This window comes from Hyphomonas sp. J20-32, assembly GCF_055808555.1.
In genome coordinates this window covers 1781533-1799223 of record NZ_CM147873.1, presented here as the reverse complement: position 1 = coordinate 1799223, position 17691 = coordinate 1781533, and the positions used below count along the sequence as shown (strand labels likewise).

Sequence of the window (17691 nt, the reverse complement as noted above, 5' to 3'; positions counted from 1 at the left end):
TTGCCGCCCGGCGCCTCGAATGCCCCGAAAACCACACGAATACATGCACGTAGATTGCACGGAAACAGCCCGGAGCCACCCCGGCCAGTCCGGGCGCCGGTGCCTGTGCCAAACAGCCGAGCGGCGGGCCTATTGGGCCCGCGGGAGCACCCCGAGATCGGACAGGGCCTGCATGACAGCGGCCTTGCGCCTGGGCACGTCGGCTTCCGGATCGCTCATGTCCATGTTGAAGGCGAAGGCATAGGTGCCGGGTACCTCGCCACCAGTCTGCTCCAGCCAGCCGACGAACCAGCCGATATCCGTTTCGCCCTTCACGCTTTTCCAGCCGGTCTTGCCGTAGAGCGTCCAGCCCGCGCCGGACTCCAACACCATCATGGGGACCGCAAGCTCATAGGTGCGGGCCGTCAGCGGCAGGGTGCGCCTCGCCAGATGGGACAGGAACGCGACCTGTTCCTCGGCGGAGATGGCCAGCGGTCCCGCCAGCCAGTATTGCGACACGTCTTCCGGCGCGCCGACATCGGCATTGCCGTAATGGAACTGGTCCAGCCAGTCGTGCAGCGCGGCAGAGCCGATGCGCGGCGTGACAGCCTGGTAAATCCATACGGTGGAACGCCTGAAGGCGTCGGCAAAGGCCTGGTCTTCGTTCCAGCTGTCGACAAAGCGCTTCTGGCCGTCCCAACTGAACATCTCGTCCGGGCCGGAGACGGCCCTTGTCTCTAAGGCGATCAATGTGTGCGGGATCTTCGACGTGGAGGCGGGCGTGAATCGCTCCTCCGCACGGTCAGGGTTGCTGATCCATGTGCTTGAGTCCTCGAGCCGGTAGACGACCAGCGTGGACGTTTCAGGATCGACGCCCGCAGCGGCGACGCTCGCACTCAGCGCCGGCGGCGTTGCCAGCGTCATGCAGGCGGCCAGCACGCAGGCCGTCAGGGCCAGAACCAGACCACTGGCGACGCGCGTGAAAGGGGCCACCCTGCGCTGCAATCATGCCTCCTAGAACGGGATTTCGTCGTCAAGATCCTGGCTGAAGCTCTCGGCCGGGCCGCTCATCTTGCGGGCGCCGCCCTGCTGACTGCCAAAATCATTACCACCTGACCGGGCACTGCCACGATCACTGGCGCTGTCGAGCATGGTGAGCGTGCTGCCGAAGCCGCGCAGCACGACTTCCGTCGTGTAGCGGTCCTGGCCATCCTTGTCCTGCCACTTGCGGGTCTCGAGCTGGCCTTCGATGTAAAGCTTGGAGCCTTTTTTCACATAGTTCTGGACGACACGGACGAGACCTTCGCTCAGGATCGAAATCCGGTGCCACTCGGTCTTTTCCTTGCGCTCTCCGGTCGCCTTGTCTTTCCACGTCTCGGACGTGGCCAGCGTGAAGCTGGCGACCTGGCCACCATTCTGGAACTGGCGGACTTCCGGATCCTGCCCAACATTTCCGACAAGGATGACCTTGTTCACTGATCCTGCCATGTATCCATCTCCGCTCAGGCTTGTTTCGTTATCGAATCTGTTCTCTTGTACCCCGACCGGAAGCAACTGTCGCCTCCTGAGGCGTTTTTCCACAGGCCGGGTTGAAAAAAGCAGCTCGACCGAAATGTTCACATTTTGTTCTTGTGGTCAAGCTGGACTCGCGCCACACATAAAGCCTAGCAACACACCAATCCTGTTTCGTCACCGTAACGAGCTTTCCGCATGGCCCGACTAGAATCGCCTTTCATCCGCGTGCGCGGCGCAAAGGAACACAATCTCAAGAATATCGACGTGGACATCCCGCGCGGCGAGCTTGTCGTGATGACCGGCCTGTCGGGCTCAGGCAAATCCTCGCTCGCGTTCGACACGATCTATGCCGAGGGCCAGCGACGCTATGTCGAAAGCCTGTCGGCCTATGCGCGCCAGTTTTTGGAGCTGATGCAGAAGCCGGACGTGGAAAGCATCGAGGGCCTCTCGCCCGCTATCTCGATCGAGCAGAAGACGACCAGCCGCAACCCGCGCTCGACCGTCGGCACCGTGACCGAGATTTATGACTATATGCGCCTGCTGTGGGCGCGCGTGGGCATTCCCTATTCGCCCGCGACCGGCCTGCCGATCGAGAGCCAGACGATCAGCCAGATGGTCGACCGGACGATGGAACTGCCCGAGGGCACGCGCCTGTACCTGCTGGCGCCGATGATCCGAGGCCGCAAGGGCGAGTACCGCAAGGAGTTCGCCGAGCTGCTGAAGAACGGCTACCAGCGCGTCAAGGTGGACGGCGAATTCTTCGAACTGGAAGACGCGCCCAAGCTGGACAAGAAGTTCAAGCATGACATCGACGTCGTGGTCGACCGCGTGGTCGTGCGCGAAGGCATGGAGCAGCGCCTCGCCGAGAGTTTCGAGACGGCGCTGGGCCTGGCGCAGGGCATTGCGCTAGCCGAATATGCCGACCTCGAAGAGGGCGAGACTGAGCCGAAGCGGATCACCTACAGCGCCAACTTCGCCTGCCCGGTCTCGGGCTTCACGATTTCGGAAATCGAACCGCGCCTGTTCTCGTTCAACAATCCGTTCGGCGCCTGCCCGACCTGTGACGGCCTTGGCAACCAGCTGAAGATCGATGCCGACCTGATCGTGCCGGACAAGGACCTCGACCTGCTGAACGGCGCCATCGCGCCCTGGGCCAAATCGACATCGCCCTACCAGACACAGACGCTGCAGGCCCTGTCGACGCATTACCGGTTCGATCTCAAGAAGCCGTGGAACAAGCTGCCCGAAGCCATCCAGCAGATGATCCTCCACGGCACCGGCGAGGAAGAAATCAAATTCGTCTATGATGACGGCATGCGCCGCTACGAGGTGAAGAAGACGTTCGAGGGCGTGATCCCGAACCTGGAGCGGCGCTATCGCGAGACGGATTCCGCCTGGGTGCGCGAGGAAGTGGCCAAGTTCCAGTCGGCAGCGCCCTGCCCTGCCTGTGGCGGCAAGCGCCTGAAGCCGCAGGCGCTGGCGGTGAAGATTGCGGGTCTCGATATTTCGGACTCCAGTGAATTCTCGATCCGCGAGGCGGGCGACTGGTTCGGCAAAGTGTCGAAGACGCTGACCAAGCAGCAGAACGAGATTGCCAGCCGCATCCTGAAAGAGATCAATGACCGCCTGAACTTCCTCAACGATGTCGGCCTTGAATACCTGACGCTCAGCCGCGGGTCGGGCACGCTGTCGGGCGGCGAGAGCCAGCGCATCCGGCTGGCCAGCCAGATCGGTTCGGGCCTGACCGGCGTGCTCTATGTGCTCGACGAGCCAAGTATCGGCCTGCACCAACGCGACAATGCGCGCCTGCTGGAAACGCTGAAACGGCTGCGCGACCTCGGCAATTCCGTGATCGTGGTCGAGCATGACGAGGATGCGATCCTGACCGCAGACCATGTCATCGACATGGGGCCAGCCGCAGGCGTCCATGGCGGCGAGATCATTGCCGAGGGCACCCCAGCCGAAGTGTTGGCGAACCCGAAAAGCATGACAGCGGACTATCTGAACGGCACGCGCGAGATTGCGATTCCCAAGCGCCGCCCGGTGGAAAAAACCAAGCGCAAGATCACGCTGAAGGGCGCCACCGGCAACAACCTCAAGAACGTCACCGCGACGATCCCGCTTGGCAGCTTCACCTGTATCACCGGCGTGTCCGGCGGCGGCAAGTCGACCCTGATCATCGAGACACTTTACAAGGCGCTGGCCCGCAAGCTGAACGGCGCGTCCAGCCCGCCCCAGCCCTATGACAGCCTTGAAGGCCTCGAATTTCTCGACAAGGTGATCGATATCGACCAGAGCCCGATCGGGCGCACCCCGCGCTCGAACCCGGCCACCTATACCGGCGCCTTCGGCCCCATCCGCGACTGGTTCACCGGCCTGCCGGAATCCAAGGCGCGCGGCTACAAGGCCGGGCGTTTCAGCTTCAATGTGAAGGGCGGGCGCTGCGAAGCCTGCCAGGGCGACGGCGTAATCAAGATCGAGATGCACTTCCTGCCGGACGTTTATGTCACGTGCGAGACCTGCAAGGGCAAACGCTACAATCGCGAGACGCTGGAAGTCCTGTTCAAGGGCAAGTCGATTGCCGACGTGCTGGACATGACGGTGGAAGACGCGGCGAAATTCTTCTCGGCGGTGCCTGCCATCGCATCCAAGATGGACACGCTGGTGCAGGTCGGCCTCGGCTATGTGAAGGTTGGCCAGCAGGCGACGACCCTGTCGGGCGGCGAGGCCCAGCGCGTGAAGCTGGCCAAGGAACTGTCGAAACGCGCCACGGGACGGACGCTGTACATTCTCGACGAGCCGACAACGGGCCTGCATTTCGACGATGTGCGCAAGCTGCTGGAAGTGCTGCACGAGCTGGTCGATGCCGGCAATACGGTGGTCGTGATCGAGCACAACCTTGACGTCGTGAAGACGGCCGACTGGGTGCTCGACCTTGGCCCGGAAGGCGGCGATGGCGGCGGCAAGCTGGTCGCAGCCGGGACGCCGGAAGACATCGCGGCCAATAGCGACAGCTGGACCGGCAAGTTCCTCGCCGAGACCTTCCGGCGGCATGACGAACGCCGCGCCGCGCGCAACAAGCGGACGCGGGCCGCGACGTCGACGGAGCCGAAGAAGGCTGCCAAGAAAAAAACGTCAAAGCCCGCTGAGGCAGCCGCCAAGACACCAAAGGCCGCAGCCAAGCGAAAGGCGCGCTCGCCAAGCCCGGCCAAGTAGGACCCGGTTGAGCCAGCCCGCCCGAAGACCGGACAGGCAGGCGTTCAAGCGTCCGGCCTAGACGAAGGTTTCGTCTATCGCGGGATTTTCGGCCCATTGAGGGTCTGTCCGTGCGGCCAGCGCAGCCGGCCCGGCGAACACGTGCATCCAGCAGGCCTGGATGAAAATGAAGGCCACCATCAGGAGCGCGCCGGGCACGATGATGCCGGGCGCGGCCATCGCGGAGAAGACGGCTGTCGGGTCGTCCTCGATCCCGCTCATCGCCGGCATCAGCGCTGCCATCATGACCATGGCGAAGACCATGTAGAGCGCGAAGAAGGCGGCGAACATGATCAGCATGAGCACGATCCAGCTGCCGACAATGGTCCAGGCCTTGCCCCTGGTGACGCGCCAGGCCTGTCCGAACCGGATGCTGCGGTCGCGAACCGTGAGGGCTGAAGCGGGTGAGAACCGCGCCGTCAGCCAGAGCGCGAAAACGAAGTAGGCAATCGTCAGGACCAAAGCCAGCAACCCACCCATGACGGCGGCCTGGCTGGTGCCTGTCGCTGCAATGATGCCAACCGGCACGGCGATCACGACAATGCCGCCAATATAGAGGGCGATGAACACGCCGAACCAGATAATCCCGACGACGAGAAGGCGCCATTCATCGGCCCCCAGCCGCAGGCGAAAGCCTTCCGCCCGCATGTAACGCCGCTGGTTGGCCCCTTCGAACAGCATCCAGAAAACGAGGCCGACCGGGATCATCAGCAGGTAGCCCAGAAGGACACGGCCCATCTGCCCCGTCATGGCCGCTTCCATCGCCATCGGATCGTTCATCATGTCCGGGTTGAACATCATCCCGAACATCGGCCATTGCAGCCAGAGGTTCACCGCAGACAGCAGCAGGTAAAGCACCGCATAGGTTGCGCCGTATGCGAGCAGGAACCCTTTCGGGCCGCCCGTTCGCCTGAAATGGAATAGCGCATTGTCAAAACTGAAATCGAGGTTCGTCATGGCATTTTCTCCCTGGTCAATCGAACACGGCCATGCGCGCGGCATCGTCGACACCCCCACGCGGATCATGGCGGGCGGCAAAGGCGGCCGGACCGCCATTGATGTGTTGCTGGAGCGCGGACAGGAACGCGCTCGCGAAAATGTAGACACCGATCGGAACAGTGAATGCAGATGAGTAGACCAGCAGCAGGACGTCCTCGCCCGACTCGACATTCCCGATGCCGGAGAGGGCGCGGTCCAGGCCAAACTGGAAAACCTCGTCGATCACGCTCGCGATGATACCGCCAGCAATCGCGAGAATGAGATAGGCGCCGAGGATGGGCCAGAACCGTCCGCGCGACACATTCCACGCGTCAAAGAAGACGATACGCCGGTCCTTGATCGTCATCGCAAAACACGGCGACAGGCGTGTCGCGAAAAAGACGTAGACCGGAAACAGCAGTAGCATGAGCGCCAGAGAACCTAAGGCGACTGCAAATATCTCGCCCTCCATGCTCGACAGCGACTCTCCGTCCAGCGCCTGGTTGAACAGCGACGGCGCACTGTCGAACAGGATGAGCAGCGCCGGCAGGAAGCAGGCCAAGTTGAGAAGGGTCCACAGCAACCCGACGACCATCATGCGCATTTCATCTGCGCCGAATCGGAGCGAGAAACGCTCATCGCGCACATAGCGCCGCTGCGAGGCTGATTCGAACATGGCCCAGATTGCCCAGAACCCAACAGCAAGAACAGCGCCCACCGGATAGAGCGGCGTCATCGTGCCAAGCAGATGTGCCAGAATCTCGCGTGGTTCGGCCTGGTCGAGATTGGCATATTCCAGGGCCTCAAGCGCCTGGATGAATTCCTGTACGGCGCCCTTGGACACGTACCCCGTTATCGCCACAAACACGACCACGACGAGCGCGTACACACCCGCGAATATCCATGGAAACGTGCGAAAGTGCGCCGCGCGAAAGGCGTTTGTCAGCGCACCTTCAAACGAAAACTGTGTTGGCAAAATCCCACCCTCCCAAATGGACTTGCCTCAAACTAAGGCGATTTACTCGACAGGGGCAATCTCCGAGGCCTCATCGGGATCGGGCATGAGGCGCGGCAACACGCTAACTGCCAGCCCGTGCCCGGCGAGGATGAACGGTGCGAGCAGCAGGACGACCAGTGCACCGCCAAGGAACATCCCTCCGTTCACGGCGGCCAGCCTCGGCGCGGCACTTGTGAAGATACCGGCCGCCACCGCGAATGGCGCGACATGCGTTGCCAGCGCAGCCAGGCCAAGGCGAAGCGCATGCCCCTTCGTCCACGCCCATGTGCGGAAAACCATGGTCTCGCCGGTCTGGACACTGGCCGCGCCGAAGAGAAGCAGGCGCACGGCCATGAAGCTGAGCGCCAGGACGCCTGCGGAGCTGGCGAGGTAGAAGGTGGCGCCATAGGATGACAGAAGCATGGCGCGCATCGCTTCTCGCGTGATTTCCGGGTCCGCGTTCGGATCGAAATCCGGCCCTGCAGAGATCGCAAAGATGATCCAGAACAGCAACAACAGGAAAAACGAGATGAACACGCCGACAAACAGGAACGCGACATAGACTGAAACATTCGCGTGGCTGAGCGACACTAAATGACCGGACTTCTGTCCCAGCATCTTGCGATACACTGCGAGTGAAAAGGCCATGCCGATGAAACAGGCGATGAGGAAAGCGCCAAACACGACGCCCGAACCTACGTCTCCCACGCGGCCCAGGGCCAGGAAAAAGCCTCCCCAAGCGACCATCAGCAGGCCAAGCCATGGCAGGCCGGGCACGAGCGCGCGAACGGCGAGCCGCCAGGATTCGGCGACGATCTCCACGACTGGCAGTTTTTCGTCCATTTTCGGGCTCCTCGCTGCTGACACACCTAAACCGCAAGGCGCCGGGCGGCAAACACCATCTTGACGCGCGGGACCGGCCTGCGCATGTCCCCCTCATGAGCATCAAACCCATACATATCATCGGTGGCGGCATGGCCGGATCAGAGGCGGCCTGGCAGATCGCAAGCGCGGGCGTGCCGGTCATCCTGCACGAAATGCGCGGCGTGAAGGGCACCGAGGCCCACCAGACCGACCAGCTGGCCGAGCTGGTCTGTTCCAATTCCTTCCGTTCCGACGATCATACGACCAATGCCGTCGGCGTATTGCATGAGGAAATGCGCCGGGCGGGCGGCCTGATCATCACCACGGCCGCCGATCACCAGGTGCCGGCCGGCAGCGCCTTGGCGGTCGACCGGGAGGGCTTTGCCGAGGCCATCACGGCCAAGCTGGAAGCCCATCCACTGGTCACCATCGTGCGCGAGGAGATTGCCGGCATTCCGCCCGAAGACTGGGACAGCGTGATCATTGCCACCGGGCCGCTGACGTCTCAGGCGCTCGCCGAGGCGATCCACGCGCATACCGGCGAAGGCGACCTTGCCTTCTTTGATGCGATTGCACCGATCATCTATTTCGACTCTGTCGACATGACCAAGGCCTGGCGCCAGAGCCGGTATGACAAGCCCGGCCCCGGCGGCGACACGGCGGCCTATATCAATTGCGGCATGAACGAAGCCCAGTACCACGCCTTTCTCGACGCCCTGATCGCGGCGCCGAAAACCGAATTCAAGGACTGGGAAAAGGACACGCCCTATTTTGAAGGCTGCCTGCCGATTGAAGTGATGGCCGAACGCGGACGCGAGACCCTGCGCTTCGGCCCCATGAAACCGGTCGGCCTGACCAATCCGCACGACCCGACGGTGAAATCCCACGCCGTGGTCCAGCTGCGCCAGGACAATGCCCTCGGTACTCTGTGGAACATGGTCGGCTTCCAGACCAAGCTGAAGCATGGCGCCCAGACCGAGATATTCCGCATGATCCCCGGCCTCGAAAAGGCCGAGTTCGCCCGCCTCGGCGGCATCCACCGCAACACGTTCCTGAACTCGCCGAAACTGCTCGATCAGCAGCTGCGCATGAAGTCGATGCCGCGCCTGCGCTTTGCCGGCCAGGTCACCGGTGTCGAAGGCTATGTCGAGAGCGCCGCAATGGGCCTGCTCGCCGGACGCTTCGCTGCCGCAGAGCGCCTCGGACGTACACTCGCTCCGCCGCCACCGACCACAGCGCTCGGCGCACTCGTGCTGCACATCACCGGCGGCCACCTGCAGGGCAAGCAGACATTCCAGCCGATGAACATCAATTTCGGACTGTTCCCGGACATTGAGGATTATTCGAAAGTCGGGACCGACGGCAAACGCCTGCGCGGCAAGGACAAGGGCCGCGCCAAGAAAATGGCGCAGGCCGTGCGAGCGCTGGAAGACGTGGATGCGTGGCTGGCTGGCGAGGCGGCACTGGTGCCGGCGGAGTAGGCCTACACCTCGCCAGTATTCATGGCCTTCATGATACTGAGCCGCTTCGTGATCGCATTCGGGTTGCGACCGTCACAATAAAACTTGCGCAGGCGAAAATGGGCGACTGCCGGGCGGATAAGCTTTGGCGCAGGCGTGACATGCGGACCGAAGGCTTTTGTGTCGCTTCGGCGCGTGGCGGCATAGGCAGGCGCCACATCCTGTATCCTGGTTCCCCAGGCATGGGCGCCGCACAGAACATTTGCAGCGATCGTCGCCAGCCAGGCTTCCGGCTCGCGCGACCTGTCTTCCGCTTCGAAGGCGGCCTCGTAGCCGTCGACCAGCTTCTGCAACGCGCCGACTTTCAGCCGCTGGCAGGCAACTTCCTCGTTCAGGGCGAGACAGACATCATGCGCCCGGGGCGCCTGTTGTGCCTCGATCTCGCTCAGTGCGTCGCGCCACCACTGGAACCGGATCGCGCCTAATGTGTCTTCGGACACTGCGAGACGGACCCGGGCCAGCTCGTAGGCGAGCGCGTAAAGGGCCGTCAGTGCGTTGCGGTAAGCCTCCGGAGCGAAGCGGCTGGATATCCAGCGGTCTTCGTCGACACGCTTGACGCGGGCGTCGATTGCCTTCCACTGGGATTTACTCAAAGGACTGGTCTCGTTTGACATGGCACCCATATGTGGGAAGACGCGCTGATACACCAGTCAATCATATGCAAGAAAGGACGCTGACATGGCATTTTCCCTTCCCGACCTCCCTTACGGGCGCGGAGCCCTCGCCCCGCACATCTCCGAGGAGACTCTCAACTTCCACCATGGCAAGCACCATCAGGCCTATGTGACCAATTTGAACGGCCTGATCGAAGGCACAGACCTGGCGAACGCGTCGCTCGAGGACATCGTCAAGAAGGCTGCGGGCGACAAGGCCAAGGCCGGCCTGTTCAACAATGCGGCCCAGGTCTGGAACCACACATTCTACTGGCATTCGATGAAACCAGGCGGCGGCGGCAAGCCAACCGGCAAGATCGCTGCGATGATCGACAGCGACCTCGGCGGCTACGACCAGTTCGTGAAAGACTTCAAGGCAGCCGGCGGCGGCCAGTTCGGATCCGGCTGGGCATGGCTCGTGCTCAAGGACGGCAAGCTGGCCATCACCAAGACACCAAATGCCGAAACTCCGCTGACGGAAGCCGGCGTGACGCCGCTCCTGACCATGGATGTCTGGGAGCACGCCTATTATCTCGACTACCAGAACAGCCGTCCAAACTATATGGACGCGTTCCTGAATAACCTGATCAACTGGGATTTTGCCAACAAGAACCTTGGCTGAACCTGACCAGACGGCTGCCCCCTGACCCTGCGGGTCGGGGAGGCACGCCGCCTCATTCCCGAATGACCTGAAGTCCCGTCAGGGCGCTGCAGCGACGCGGAATCCCGTAAACTCATCGCGCAGTGCAGCATCGCTCCGGGTCCGCGCCGCGATCCTGAGTTCTGCCGCCGTCGAGGCGTGCGAACCGCCCCGGACAACACGCTGCTTGCACGATGCCGCTTCCACCGCGCGTCCATCGAGCGGTGCATTTGCAAACGTGTCCACATAACAATCCTGCACCCACTCGCGCAGGTTCCCCGACACACCGCGCAGGCCAAACGTATTGGCAGCCAGTTCGCTGACCGGCTTCAGGTCCGCTCCCGACGCAGCCTTTTCGGGGTCAAACAGCGCACCCCACCAGAAAGGCGTCTGTGTGCCTGCGCGCGCCGCATATTCCCATTCCGCCTCGCTCGGCAGACGGTAGGTGCGACCGGACTTTTGCGAGACCCAGGCGACATAGGCCTGCGCATCCTTCCAGGATACCTTGGCCACAGGCTGCGAACCCCGCCCCAGAAGTCCGGCCGGCGGAGAATAGGCGCCGCAACCACCGTCCGCCGCACAGGCATCCCACTGGTCGAAGGTCACCTCGGTCGTGCTGATCACGAACGGGGCCATTGCGACCTTTCGCTGGGGACCCTCCCACGCATTGCGTGCAAGTTCGTCTTCGGGCGAGCCCATCATGAATGTGCCGCCGGGGATGTTCACCATTTCCGGGCACATGTCACAGTCGTGGAACGTGGGCTCGGGAACCGGCTCGGACGGCACCTCAATCACGGGTTCGGCAATAGGTGGCGGGGGCTGAGGCGTGTTGACGGCGGACGCCAGCACGACGTCCTGGGGATCCGGCTCCTCCGGTTCTGCTGCGACGGCTACATTCTGGGCCGGATAGGCAGGCAGCATCGACAGCAAGGGCTGAACAAGGTCCGGGCGAAGGGCATAGACGCCCACTGCAGTGATCAGCCCGAACGAATACGCCATCAGGTGCGTGACAAGCACGCCCCGGCCTGACCGGTTCTTTTTTTCTCGCGCTTTTTTCGCCTTGGCCGCCGCCTTGGCGACGCCTCTCGGCTTGCCTTTTTGACCGGCGCTGCCGCCGCCTTCGGCCGGTATGGATTCCAGCCGGTGGCGGATGACCTCAATGAATGCAAGCCAGCTCGGATCGGTCCGTTCGCCTGTCCATCCCGAAAGATCGGTTGTCTGGATGAGTTCGAACATGACGGGCCTGTCGCAAGGCTCAATCATCAGCGGCACCAGTGTGTTCTTGCGCGCACCGATCGTCGCTTCCGCCCGCACCCATCTCGATTTGACTGAACGCCTCGACCACAGAACGACCACTGCGCGCGCCTTGTGCAGGCGCTCCTCGGTGATCTCGTCATAGTTTTCGCCAGCCTGAAGGTTCGTGTCCAGCCAGACACTGAACCCTTCCTGCAGCAATCCATCGACAATCCTCTGTGCGATGGGCAGGTCGTCCCTGTTGTACGATACGAATACTTCCGACATTCCGTCCCCCGGGGTATCGGTTTGACTGTATGCGAAGCTTAGGCGCTGCACAACAAGCGGCCGGGCACCCCCGAGAGGCGATCTGGGCCTGCGCGCCACAAGGCCAACCTGCATCAAAGGAGGGCACAGCCTGCCGCCGCCCCACTGCGCCTGACCTCAGCATCTATACGCGGCGCCATTTTTGCATTATGTGCAGCGCAACAGACGCTCCGGGCCCAGGATTCGCCCGGCAAGGCTGCCATTCGGGCAGCGTCGGGTATTATCAACAATCCTTGGACTGGAAACACTTTGAACGACGTAACTTTTGCAGATCTCGGCCTTGGGCCGAACGTACTTAAGGCTGTGGAAGAGGCGGGATATACACATCCCACGCCTATCCAGATGGAAGCCATCCCCCACATCCTCTCCGGCGGCGACGTCACGGGCATCGCCCAGACCGGCACCGGCAAGACGGCGGCCTTCGTGCTGCCGATGATCCACCGCCTCGCGCGCGGACGGGCCCGGGCCCGCATGCCGCGCTGCCTGATCCTCTGCCCGACGCGCGAACTCGCCGCGCAAGTGGCCGAGAACTTCGAGAAATACGGCAAGCACCTGAAGCTCACCATGGCCCTGCTCATCGGCGGCGTCAGCTTCAAGGAACAAGAAGGCCTGCTGCAGCGCGGCGTTGACGTGCTGATCGCGACCCCTGGCCGCCTGATGGACCAGTTCGAACGCGGCAAGCTGCTGCTGATGGGTGTCGACTATCTCATTATCGACGAGGCCGACCGGATGCTCGACATGGGCTTCATTCCCGATATCGAGAAGATCGTCTCCAAGATTCCAGCCAAGCGGCAGACGCTGCTTTTCTCGGCAACATTCCCGACCGACATCCAGCGGCTGGCGAAGACCTTCCAGCGCGATCCGGTAAAGATCGAAGTCGCCCGGCCGACAGACGCCGCCAAGACGATCACGCAGCACGTGGTCCACATTCCGACCAATGATGCCAAGGCCAAGCGTACTGCGCTGCGCCGCGTGATCGAATCCCGCGACGTCAAGAACGGTATCGTGTTCTGTAACCGGAAGGTCGAAGTCGATATCGTCGCGGCTTCACTGCAAAAGCATGGCCACGATGCTGCGGCAATCCATGGCGACCTGCCGCAAGCCTTCCGCACAGAAGTGCTGCAGCGATTCCGCGATGGCGACCTGAAACTGCTCGTGGCATCAGACGTGGCTGCGCGCGGGCTCGACATTCCCGATGTCGGACAAGTGTTCAACTATTCACCGCCGCCGAAGGACGAAGACTATGTCCACCGGATCGGTCGCACGGGCCGCGCTGGACGCGAAGGCGAAAGCTTTACGATCGTGTCGCCAGCCGACGAGAAATCCTGGGGCTTCGTCCTCAAGATGATCCAGCAGGACGTTGAGGACTACATGCCCGAGGGCCTGCTGGAGGAACTCGAGAACCTGCCGCCGGAAGAGCGCTCCAGCCGGAGCGGACGCGGCGGGCGTAGCGGCGGCAGCAGCAGCCGTGCGCGCGGCCGGGGTGAACGCCCCGAGCGCGGACGCTCGCGCCGCAAGCCAGACGAAGACGCGCCGAAGACTGAAACCGCACCCGCGCCCGCAGACGCGGCGCCGAAGCCCGAACGCGCTGAAAAGCCAAAGCGCGAACGCGCCCCAAAAGCGGAAAAGCCCCAGAAAGCCGAAAAGGCTGACGTGGCTGCAAAGCCGGAAAAGACAGAGAAACCCGCACGCACCGAACGCGGTTCACGTGGCGGCCGGCCGCCGCGCGACCAGAAGCGCAAGGATGACGATCCGATCCTGGCGCCAGCGCCCGAGCGCGTCAAAGGCTTTGGCGACGACGTTCCTGCATTCCTGAAACGCTAGGCACCAGAAGTCCTGTCGCGTGGAGTCCACCCACGCGACAAGGCGCTGACGACTGCCGCGCGGCTAGCGCTTCAGGCGCGACTTCATCTGCTTACGGAACGCATCTGTATAGGGCGGGCGGATCATTGCCAGCATCTCACTTCCGGTCTGCGTATAGACAGACTTCTTGTGGCTGAACTCGTAAAAGCCTTCGCGGCCATGATAGCTGCCCATGCCCGACGGTCCGACACCACCGAACGGCAGGTCCTCCTGGGCAACATGGAAAATCACATCATTCACGGTGACGCCGCCTGACGTCGTGTTGTTCAGGACCGTATCCCTTTCCGCAGAATCCTCGCCGAAATAATACAGGCCCAGCGGGCGGTCATTGGCGTTGATATAGGCAATCGCGTCGCTGGTTTCGCCATAGGACTTGATCGGCAGGATCGGGCCGAAAATTTCGTCCTGCATCACGGTCATGTCGTCTGTCGGATCGACGATGATGTGCGGCGCGATCTTGTGGTGCGGCTGTTGCGTGAAATTATCCCCAGTCGGATTGATCTCGATCACTTCGGCGCCCTTGGCGCGGGCGTCCTCGATATAGCCCATGATCCGGTCATAGTGGCGCTGGTTCACGATCGAGGTGTAGTCGTCATTGTCCTTCAGGCCGGACGGGAACATCTTCTGCACGGCGCTCGTCGCGGCAGCAGTGAATTCAGCCGTCTTTTCCTTCGGTACGAACGCATAGTCGGGCGCCAGGCAAATCTGGCCCGCGTTCAGGGTCTTGCCGGCCATGATGCGGTTGGCCGCCTTCTGCATGTCGGCTGAGCGGCCGAGGATGACAGGGCTCTTGCCGCCGAGTTCCAGTGTCAGCGGAACAAGATTGTCAGCTGCCGCGCGCATCACGTGCTTGGCGACCGACGTCGCACCGGTGAACAGGATGTGGTCGAAGGGCAGTTTGGTGAACTCAGCGCCCACTTCCGGACCGCCGGTGATCACGGCCACTTCGTCAGCATCATAATACTGGGCAATCACAGACTTCATCAGTTCCGATGTCGCCTCGGTGAATTCCGACGGCTTGATCATGCAGCGATTGCCGGCGGCGAATACGCCGGCCAGCGGCGTGAAGGTCAGGTTCACGGGGAAGTTCCACGGGCTGATCACACCGATCACGCCCTTGGGCTGGAACTGGAGCTGCGCCTTCGACCCCAGCAGGCCGAGCGGGAAATCGACCTTGCGCTTTTCAGGCTGCATCCATTTGTGCAGGTGCTTCTTCGCAAATTTCAGGGCAGCGATCGACGAGACGATGTCGGTGAAACCAGACTGGTCCTTCGAGCGGTGCCCGAAATCGTCGCACATGGCCTCGTTGAACGCATCGCCATGCGTTATCAACAGGTCGATCGCCTTGTCGATCCATTCGATCCGCCGGGCGGCTGACGGGATGCCGTCGCGCAGGTTCGCTGCCTTTTGCCGCGTCAAAATGGATTCCATGCCGCTGCCGGCTGCGCTGTCGAGTGCCATGCCAATTTCTCCCATGCCTGTTCTTGCTTGTGAACAGTGTAGCCCGCGTTCAGCGCTTAACAAAGCAAAATGCATTGCCGCTGCGTGAGGCGTTCCCTTCCATGCCAATCCGACTAGATTGCCCCCAGACACATCAGGGAGAGAGTTGAGATGGCTTACGAAAAGATTTCCTACGAACTGGACGGCACTACCGCCATCATCAGCTTTAACGATCCGGCAACCATGAATGCGTGCGGCGTCGATACCGCGCAGGAACTGCTCCATGCGTTCGAAAAGGCCAGCCTTGAAGCGCGCTGCACGATCCTGACCGGCAAGGGGCGTGGCTTCTGTTCCGGCGCCAATCTGGGCACGACCGGCGGCGACACACCACTCAGCCATCCAGGCTCTCTGCCAGATGCCGGACGTCCCCTCGACACGCATTACAATCCGCTTGTCCTCGCCATCCAGGATCACCCCCACCCGGTGATTACCGCCGTCAACGGCGCTGCAGCCGGCGTCGGCTGCGCGCTGGGACTTGTTGGCGACCTCGTAATCTGCGGCAAGAGCGGCTATTTCCTGCAGGCATTCCGGCGCATCGGCCTCGTGCCCGACGGCGGATCGACCTACCTGCTGGCCCGCACGATCGGACGCGTGCGCGCCATGGAGATGACGCTGCTGGGCGAAAAGGTCCACGCCGAACAGGCGCTGGCCTGGGGCCTGGTCAACCGCGTGGTCGAAGACGACGCCTTGCTGGACACAGCAAAGCAGTTGGCCAAACAACTCGCAGAGGGACCAACACAGGCCCTCGCGATGACCCGCAAGCTGGTGTGGGACGCCTGTGACGGTGATTTCAAGGGCGCCCTCAGGGCCGAACGCCTTGCCCAGCGCACGGCTGGCCGCACTGACGACTTCAAGGAAGGCGTCATGGCATTCCTCGAAAAACGCAAGGCAGTATTCAAAGGCAAGTAATCATCTTTTGATTGAAGAAAACTGTATTCGATTAAGAATAGAGTAAGGCATCCGTGACAGTTTGCGGCCTACGCATGGGGCCGGGGGGCGGATGTAGGCATGGACGCTAGACTGATCCATTTCAATTGCGCGCGACCGGTTGGCGAATTCACATTCGACAACGAATTCGTGCGCGTGTTCCTTGCTATACTTCCGCGGATATTCAGCGATGCCGACACGTTCGAAGGCATTCACTGGCATCGCCATGGCCTGCGTCAGCCGGATGGTCGCTGGCGTGACCTGGGTAACGCGTTTCCCTATGCCAAAGACCTTGGCGTTCCCGACGTGTGCACGATGGCTGGCTGGACGTCTCTCGAGGACATGCGGTCCTTCGTTTACAAGGGCAAGACACACCCCTCGGGCATGCGGCGCCTCCGGGAACAGCTCGTTCGCAACCAGGGGCCCAGTTTCGTCATGTGGTGGGCCCCGCGCGAAGAGAAATTCACGATGGAGGATGGCTGGCAACGCCTCGCGCACCTGCGTGAGAACGGATCAAGCCCTTACGCCTTTTCGCTCGACCAACCCATTGCCCGGCCGCAGGTCGCATGAGCCTGACGCGGCGCAACCTGCTCGGGCTTGCTTGCGCACTGTTGACGCTGGCAGCTTGCGCCACTGCCACACCGGACCCCGAGCACACGATCTACCTGGTTCGCCACGCCGAAAAGCAGGCTGGTGACGACCCCTCGCTGACGCCCGAAGGCGCTACTCGCGCCGCCCAGCTCGCCGAAACGCTTGGCGATGCCGGCATCCTTCGCATCTATTCCACCGACTATGCCAGGACACGGGAAACGGCCGCGCCGATTGCCGAAGCCATCTCGGTACCGGTGACGCTCTACGATCCGTCCGACCTTTCGGCGTTTTCCGGTCGCCTGAAGGCCGAACCGGGCACCACGCTCATTGTCGGCCATTCCAACACGACCCCCGCTTTGGTAGAAATCCTGGGCGGTGAACCGGGCACGGACATTGACGAGGCCGCCGAGTATGACCGGCTCTATGTCGTCCGTATCCGGGATGATCGGGTGGACACCGAACTGCGCCGCTACGGCGCGCCGTACCAGCCTTAAACCTTCTTCGCAGGTTTGGCCTGCTTTGCAGCCAACGCGACTGACAAGGCCCGGCGGCCCCATGCACTTGCCTCGTCGGCGTCGTCCATTGCGGCAGATGGCAGGCTGACATAGCCCATCTCCATCCGTCTGCCATCGCTCGGCCGCTCCCAGACAAAGGCTTCTCCTCCTTCGACCTCCAGCGCGGCGCGCAGGGCAGCATCGGTCTTCAGGTAGACTACGTCTTCAGCGAGGAGGGCGAACATCACGCCTTGTGCATAGACGCCTGCCCCGCCGAACATGCGCCTGATGCTGACATCACCCATCGAACGGAACAGGTCCGTCACGAAGTCATGGAACGAGTCCGGCGACATGG

Annotated in this window: 16 protein-coding genes; 7 read left to right on the top strand and 9 right to left on the bottom strand. The window is 62.2% G+C overall.

Annotated features, from left to right (window positions below; genetic code table 11):
* Window positions 1–129: 129 nt before the first annotated feature.
* Both blaOXA and ssb read right to left on the bottom strand, forming a co-directional pair.
* Entirely contained in the window at window positions 130–984 is an 855-nt protein-coding gene (gene blaOXA / locus AC0L7I_RS08935; RefSeq protein ID WP_473396090.1) for an OXA-1090 family carbapenem-hydrolyzing class D beta-lactamase, read from the bottom strand.
* A 9-nt stretch (window positions 985–993) separates the two neighbouring features.
* A complete protein-coding gene (gene ssb / locus AC0L7I_RS08930; RefSeq protein WP_473396089.1) occupies window positions 994–1467 on the bottom strand; it encodes a single-stranded DNA-binding protein in 474 nt (157 codons plus the stop codon).
* Window positions 1468–1689: 222 nt separating this feature from the next.
* Here ssb and uvrA point away from each other — a divergent pair, with 222 nt between their 5' ends.
* On the top strand, window positions 1690–4710 hold the full coding sequence (gene uvrA / locus AC0L7I_RS08925; protein ID WP_473396088.1) for an excinuclease ABC subunit UvrA: 3021 nt from the start codon (window positions 1690–1692) through the stop codon (window positions 4708–4710).
* Between the two features lie 57 nt (window positions 4711–4767).
* Here the strand turns inward: uvrA and AC0L7I_RS08920 are convergent, their stop codons facing one another.
* Genes AC0L7I_RS08920 through AC0L7I_RS08910 form a run of 3 tightly spaced genes read right to left on the bottom strand, consistent with a single transcriptional unit; the run spans window position 4768 to window position 7567 of the window.
* Complete coding sequence (locus tag AC0L7I_RS08920; protein WP_473396087.1) at window positions 4768–5706, bottom strand: hypothetical protein; 939 nt, start codon at window positions 5704–5706, stop codon at window positions 4768–4770.
* A 16-nt stretch (window positions 5707–5722) separates the two neighbouring features.
* The gene (locus AC0L7I_RS08915; protein WP_473396086.1) at window positions 5723–6703 is read right to left on the bottom strand and encodes a hypothetical protein; all 981 of its coding nucleotides are present in this window, start codon (window positions 6701–6703) and stop codon (window positions 5723–5725) included.
* Between the two features lie 42 nt (window positions 6704–6745).
* Complete coding sequence (locus tag AC0L7I_RS08910; RefSeq protein ID WP_473396085.1) at window positions 6746–7567, bottom strand: hypothetical protein; 822 nt, start codon at window positions 7565–7567, stop codon at window positions 6746–6748.
* Between the two features lie 95 nt (window positions 7568–7662).
* On the opposite strand from AC0L7I_RS08910, the gene trmFO reads away from it, so the two are divergent.
* On the top strand, window positions 7663–9069 hold the full coding sequence (trmFO, locus tag AC0L7I_RS08905; RefSeq protein ID WP_473396084.1) for a methylenetetrahydrofolate--tRNA-(uracil(54)-C(5))-methyltransferase (FADH(2)-oxidizing) TrmFO: 1407 nt from the start codon (window positions 7663–7665) through the stop codon (window positions 9067–9069).
* Window positions 9070–9071: 2 nt separating this feature from the next.
* Here trmFO and AC0L7I_RS08900 read toward each other — a convergent pair whose 3' ends face one another.
* A complete protein-coding gene (locus tag AC0L7I_RS08900) occupies window positions 9072–9722 on the bottom strand; it encodes a squalene/phytoene synthase family protein (protein ID WP_473396083.1) in 651 nt (216 codons plus the stop codon).
* A 64-nt stretch (window positions 9723–9786) separates the two neighbouring features.
* Here AC0L7I_RS08900 and AC0L7I_RS08895 point away from each other — a divergent pair, with 64 nt between their 5' ends.
* Entirely contained in the window at window positions 9787–10383 is a 597-nt protein-coding gene (locus tag AC0L7I_RS08895; RefSeq protein ID WP_473396082.1) for a superoxide dismutase, read from the top strand.
* Window positions 10384–10461: 78 nt separating this feature from the next.
* On the opposite strand, the gene AC0L7I_RS08890 is transcribed toward AC0L7I_RS08895, so the two are convergent.
* Window positions 10462–11922, bottom strand: coding sequence for an SUMF1/EgtB/PvdO family nonheme iron enzyme (locus AC0L7I_RS08890; RefSeq protein WP_473396081.1), 1461 nt, complete (start codon window positions 11920–11922; stop codon window positions 10462–10464).
* A gap of 288 nt (window positions 11923–12210) precedes the next feature.
* Here AC0L7I_RS08890 and AC0L7I_RS08885 point away from each other — a divergent pair, with 288 nt between their 5' ends.
* Entirely contained in the window at window positions 12211–13785 is a 1575-nt protein-coding gene (locus tag AC0L7I_RS08885; RefSeq protein WP_473396080.1) for a DEAD/DEAH box helicase, read from the top strand.
* A gap of 63 nt (window positions 13786–13848) precedes the next feature.
* On the opposite strand, the gene AC0L7I_RS08880 is transcribed toward AC0L7I_RS08885, so the two are convergent.
* Window positions 13849–15285 (bottom strand): coniferyl aldehyde dehydrogenase, encoded by a 1437-nt coding sequence (locus tag AC0L7I_RS08880; protein WP_473396079.1) that lies wholly within the window; start codon window positions 15283–15285, stop codon window positions 13849–13851.
* 150 nt (window positions 15286–15435) lie between these two features.
* Between AC0L7I_RS08880 and AC0L7I_RS08875 the strand changes: the two genes are divergently transcribed.
* The 3 genes from AC0L7I_RS08875 to AC0L7I_RS08865 all read left to right on the top strand — a co-directional run bounded on the left by AC0L7I_RS08875 (window position 15436) and on the right by AC0L7I_RS08865 (window position 17336).
* Window positions 15436–16233 carry an enoyl-CoA hydratase/isomerase gene (locus AC0L7I_RS08875; protein ID WP_473396078.1) on the top strand — a complete coding sequence of 266 codons (798 nt, stop codon included), beginning with the start codon at window positions 15436–15438 and terminating at the stop codon, window positions 16231–16233.
* A 99-nt stretch (window positions 16234–16332) separates the two neighbouring features.
* Window positions 16333–16821: a DUF3291 domain-containing protein gene (locus tag AC0L7I_RS08870; RefSeq protein ID WP_473396077.1), complete on the top strand. Its 489-nt coding sequence runs from the start codon at window positions 16333–16335 to the stop codon at window positions 16819–16821.
* Window positions 16818–17336 (top strand): SixA phosphatase family protein, encoded by a 519-nt coding sequence (locus AC0L7I_RS08865; protein ID WP_473396076.1) that lies wholly within the window; start codon window positions 16818–16820, stop codon window positions 17334–17336. Before AC0L7I_RS08870 ends, AC0L7I_RS08865 begins: the two co-directional genes overlap by 4 nt.
* Here the strand turns inward: AC0L7I_RS08865 and AC0L7I_RS08860 are convergent.
* A complete protein-coding gene (locus tag AC0L7I_RS08860; protein WP_473396075.1) occupies window positions 17333–17689 on the bottom strand; it encodes a TfoX/Sxy family protein in 357 nt (118 codons plus the stop codon). The genes AC0L7I_RS08865 and AC0L7I_RS08860 overlap by 4 nt on opposite strands.
* Window positions 17690–17691 lie beyond the last annotated feature (2 nt).

Coding starts and splice junctions, on each gene's coding strand:
- ssb (WP_473396089.1), bottom strand. CDS start 1,467: ATGGCAGGATCAGTGAACAAGGTCATCCTTGTCGGAAATGTTGGGCAG.
- uvrA (WP_473396088.1), top strand. CDS start 1,690: ATGGCCCGACTAGAATCGCCTTTCATCCGCGTGCGCGGCGCAAAGGAA.
- AC0L7I_RS08920 (WP_473396087.1), bottom strand. CDS start 5,706: ATGACGAACCTCGATTTCAGTTTTGACAATGCGCTATTCCATTTCAGG.
- AC0L7I_RS08910 (WP_473396085.1), bottom strand. CDS start 7,567: ATGGACGAAAAACTGCCAGTCGTGGAGATCGTCGCCGAATCCTGGCGG.
- trmFO (WP_473396084.1), top strand. CDS start 7,663: ATGAGCATCAAACCCATACATATCATCGGTGGCGGCATGGCCGGATCA.
- AC0L7I_RS08900 (WP_473396083.1), bottom strand. CDS start 9,722: ATGTCAAACGAGACCAGTCCTTTGAGTAAATCCCAGTGGAAGGCAATC.
- AC0L7I_RS08895 (WP_473396082.1), top strand. CDS start 9,787: ATGGCATTTTCCCTTCCCGACCTCCCTTACGGGCGCGGAGCCCTCGCC.
- AC0L7I_RS08890 (WP_473396081.1), bottom strand. CDS start 11,922: ATGTCGGAAGTATTCGTATCGTACAACAGGGACGACCTGCCCATCGCA.
- AC0L7I_RS08880 (WP_473396079.1), bottom strand. CDS start 15,285: ATGGCACTCGACAGCGCAGCCGGCAGCGGCATGGAATCCATTTTGACG.
- AC0L7I_RS08875 (WP_473396078.1), top strand. CDS start 15,436: ATGGCTTACGAAAAGATTTCCTACGAACTGGACGGCACTACCGCCATC.
- AC0L7I_RS08870 (WP_473396077.1), top strand. CDS start 16,333: ATGGACGCTAGACTGATCCATTTCAATTGCGCGCGACCGGTTGGCGAA.
- AC0L7I_RS08865 (WP_473396076.1), top strand. CDS start 16,818: ATGAGCCTGACGCGGCGCAACCTGCTCGGGCTTGCTTGCGCACTGTTG.
- AC0L7I_RS08860 (WP_473396075.1), bottom strand. CDS start 17,689: ATGTCGCCGGACTCGTTCCATGACTTCGTGACGGACCTGTTCCGTTCG.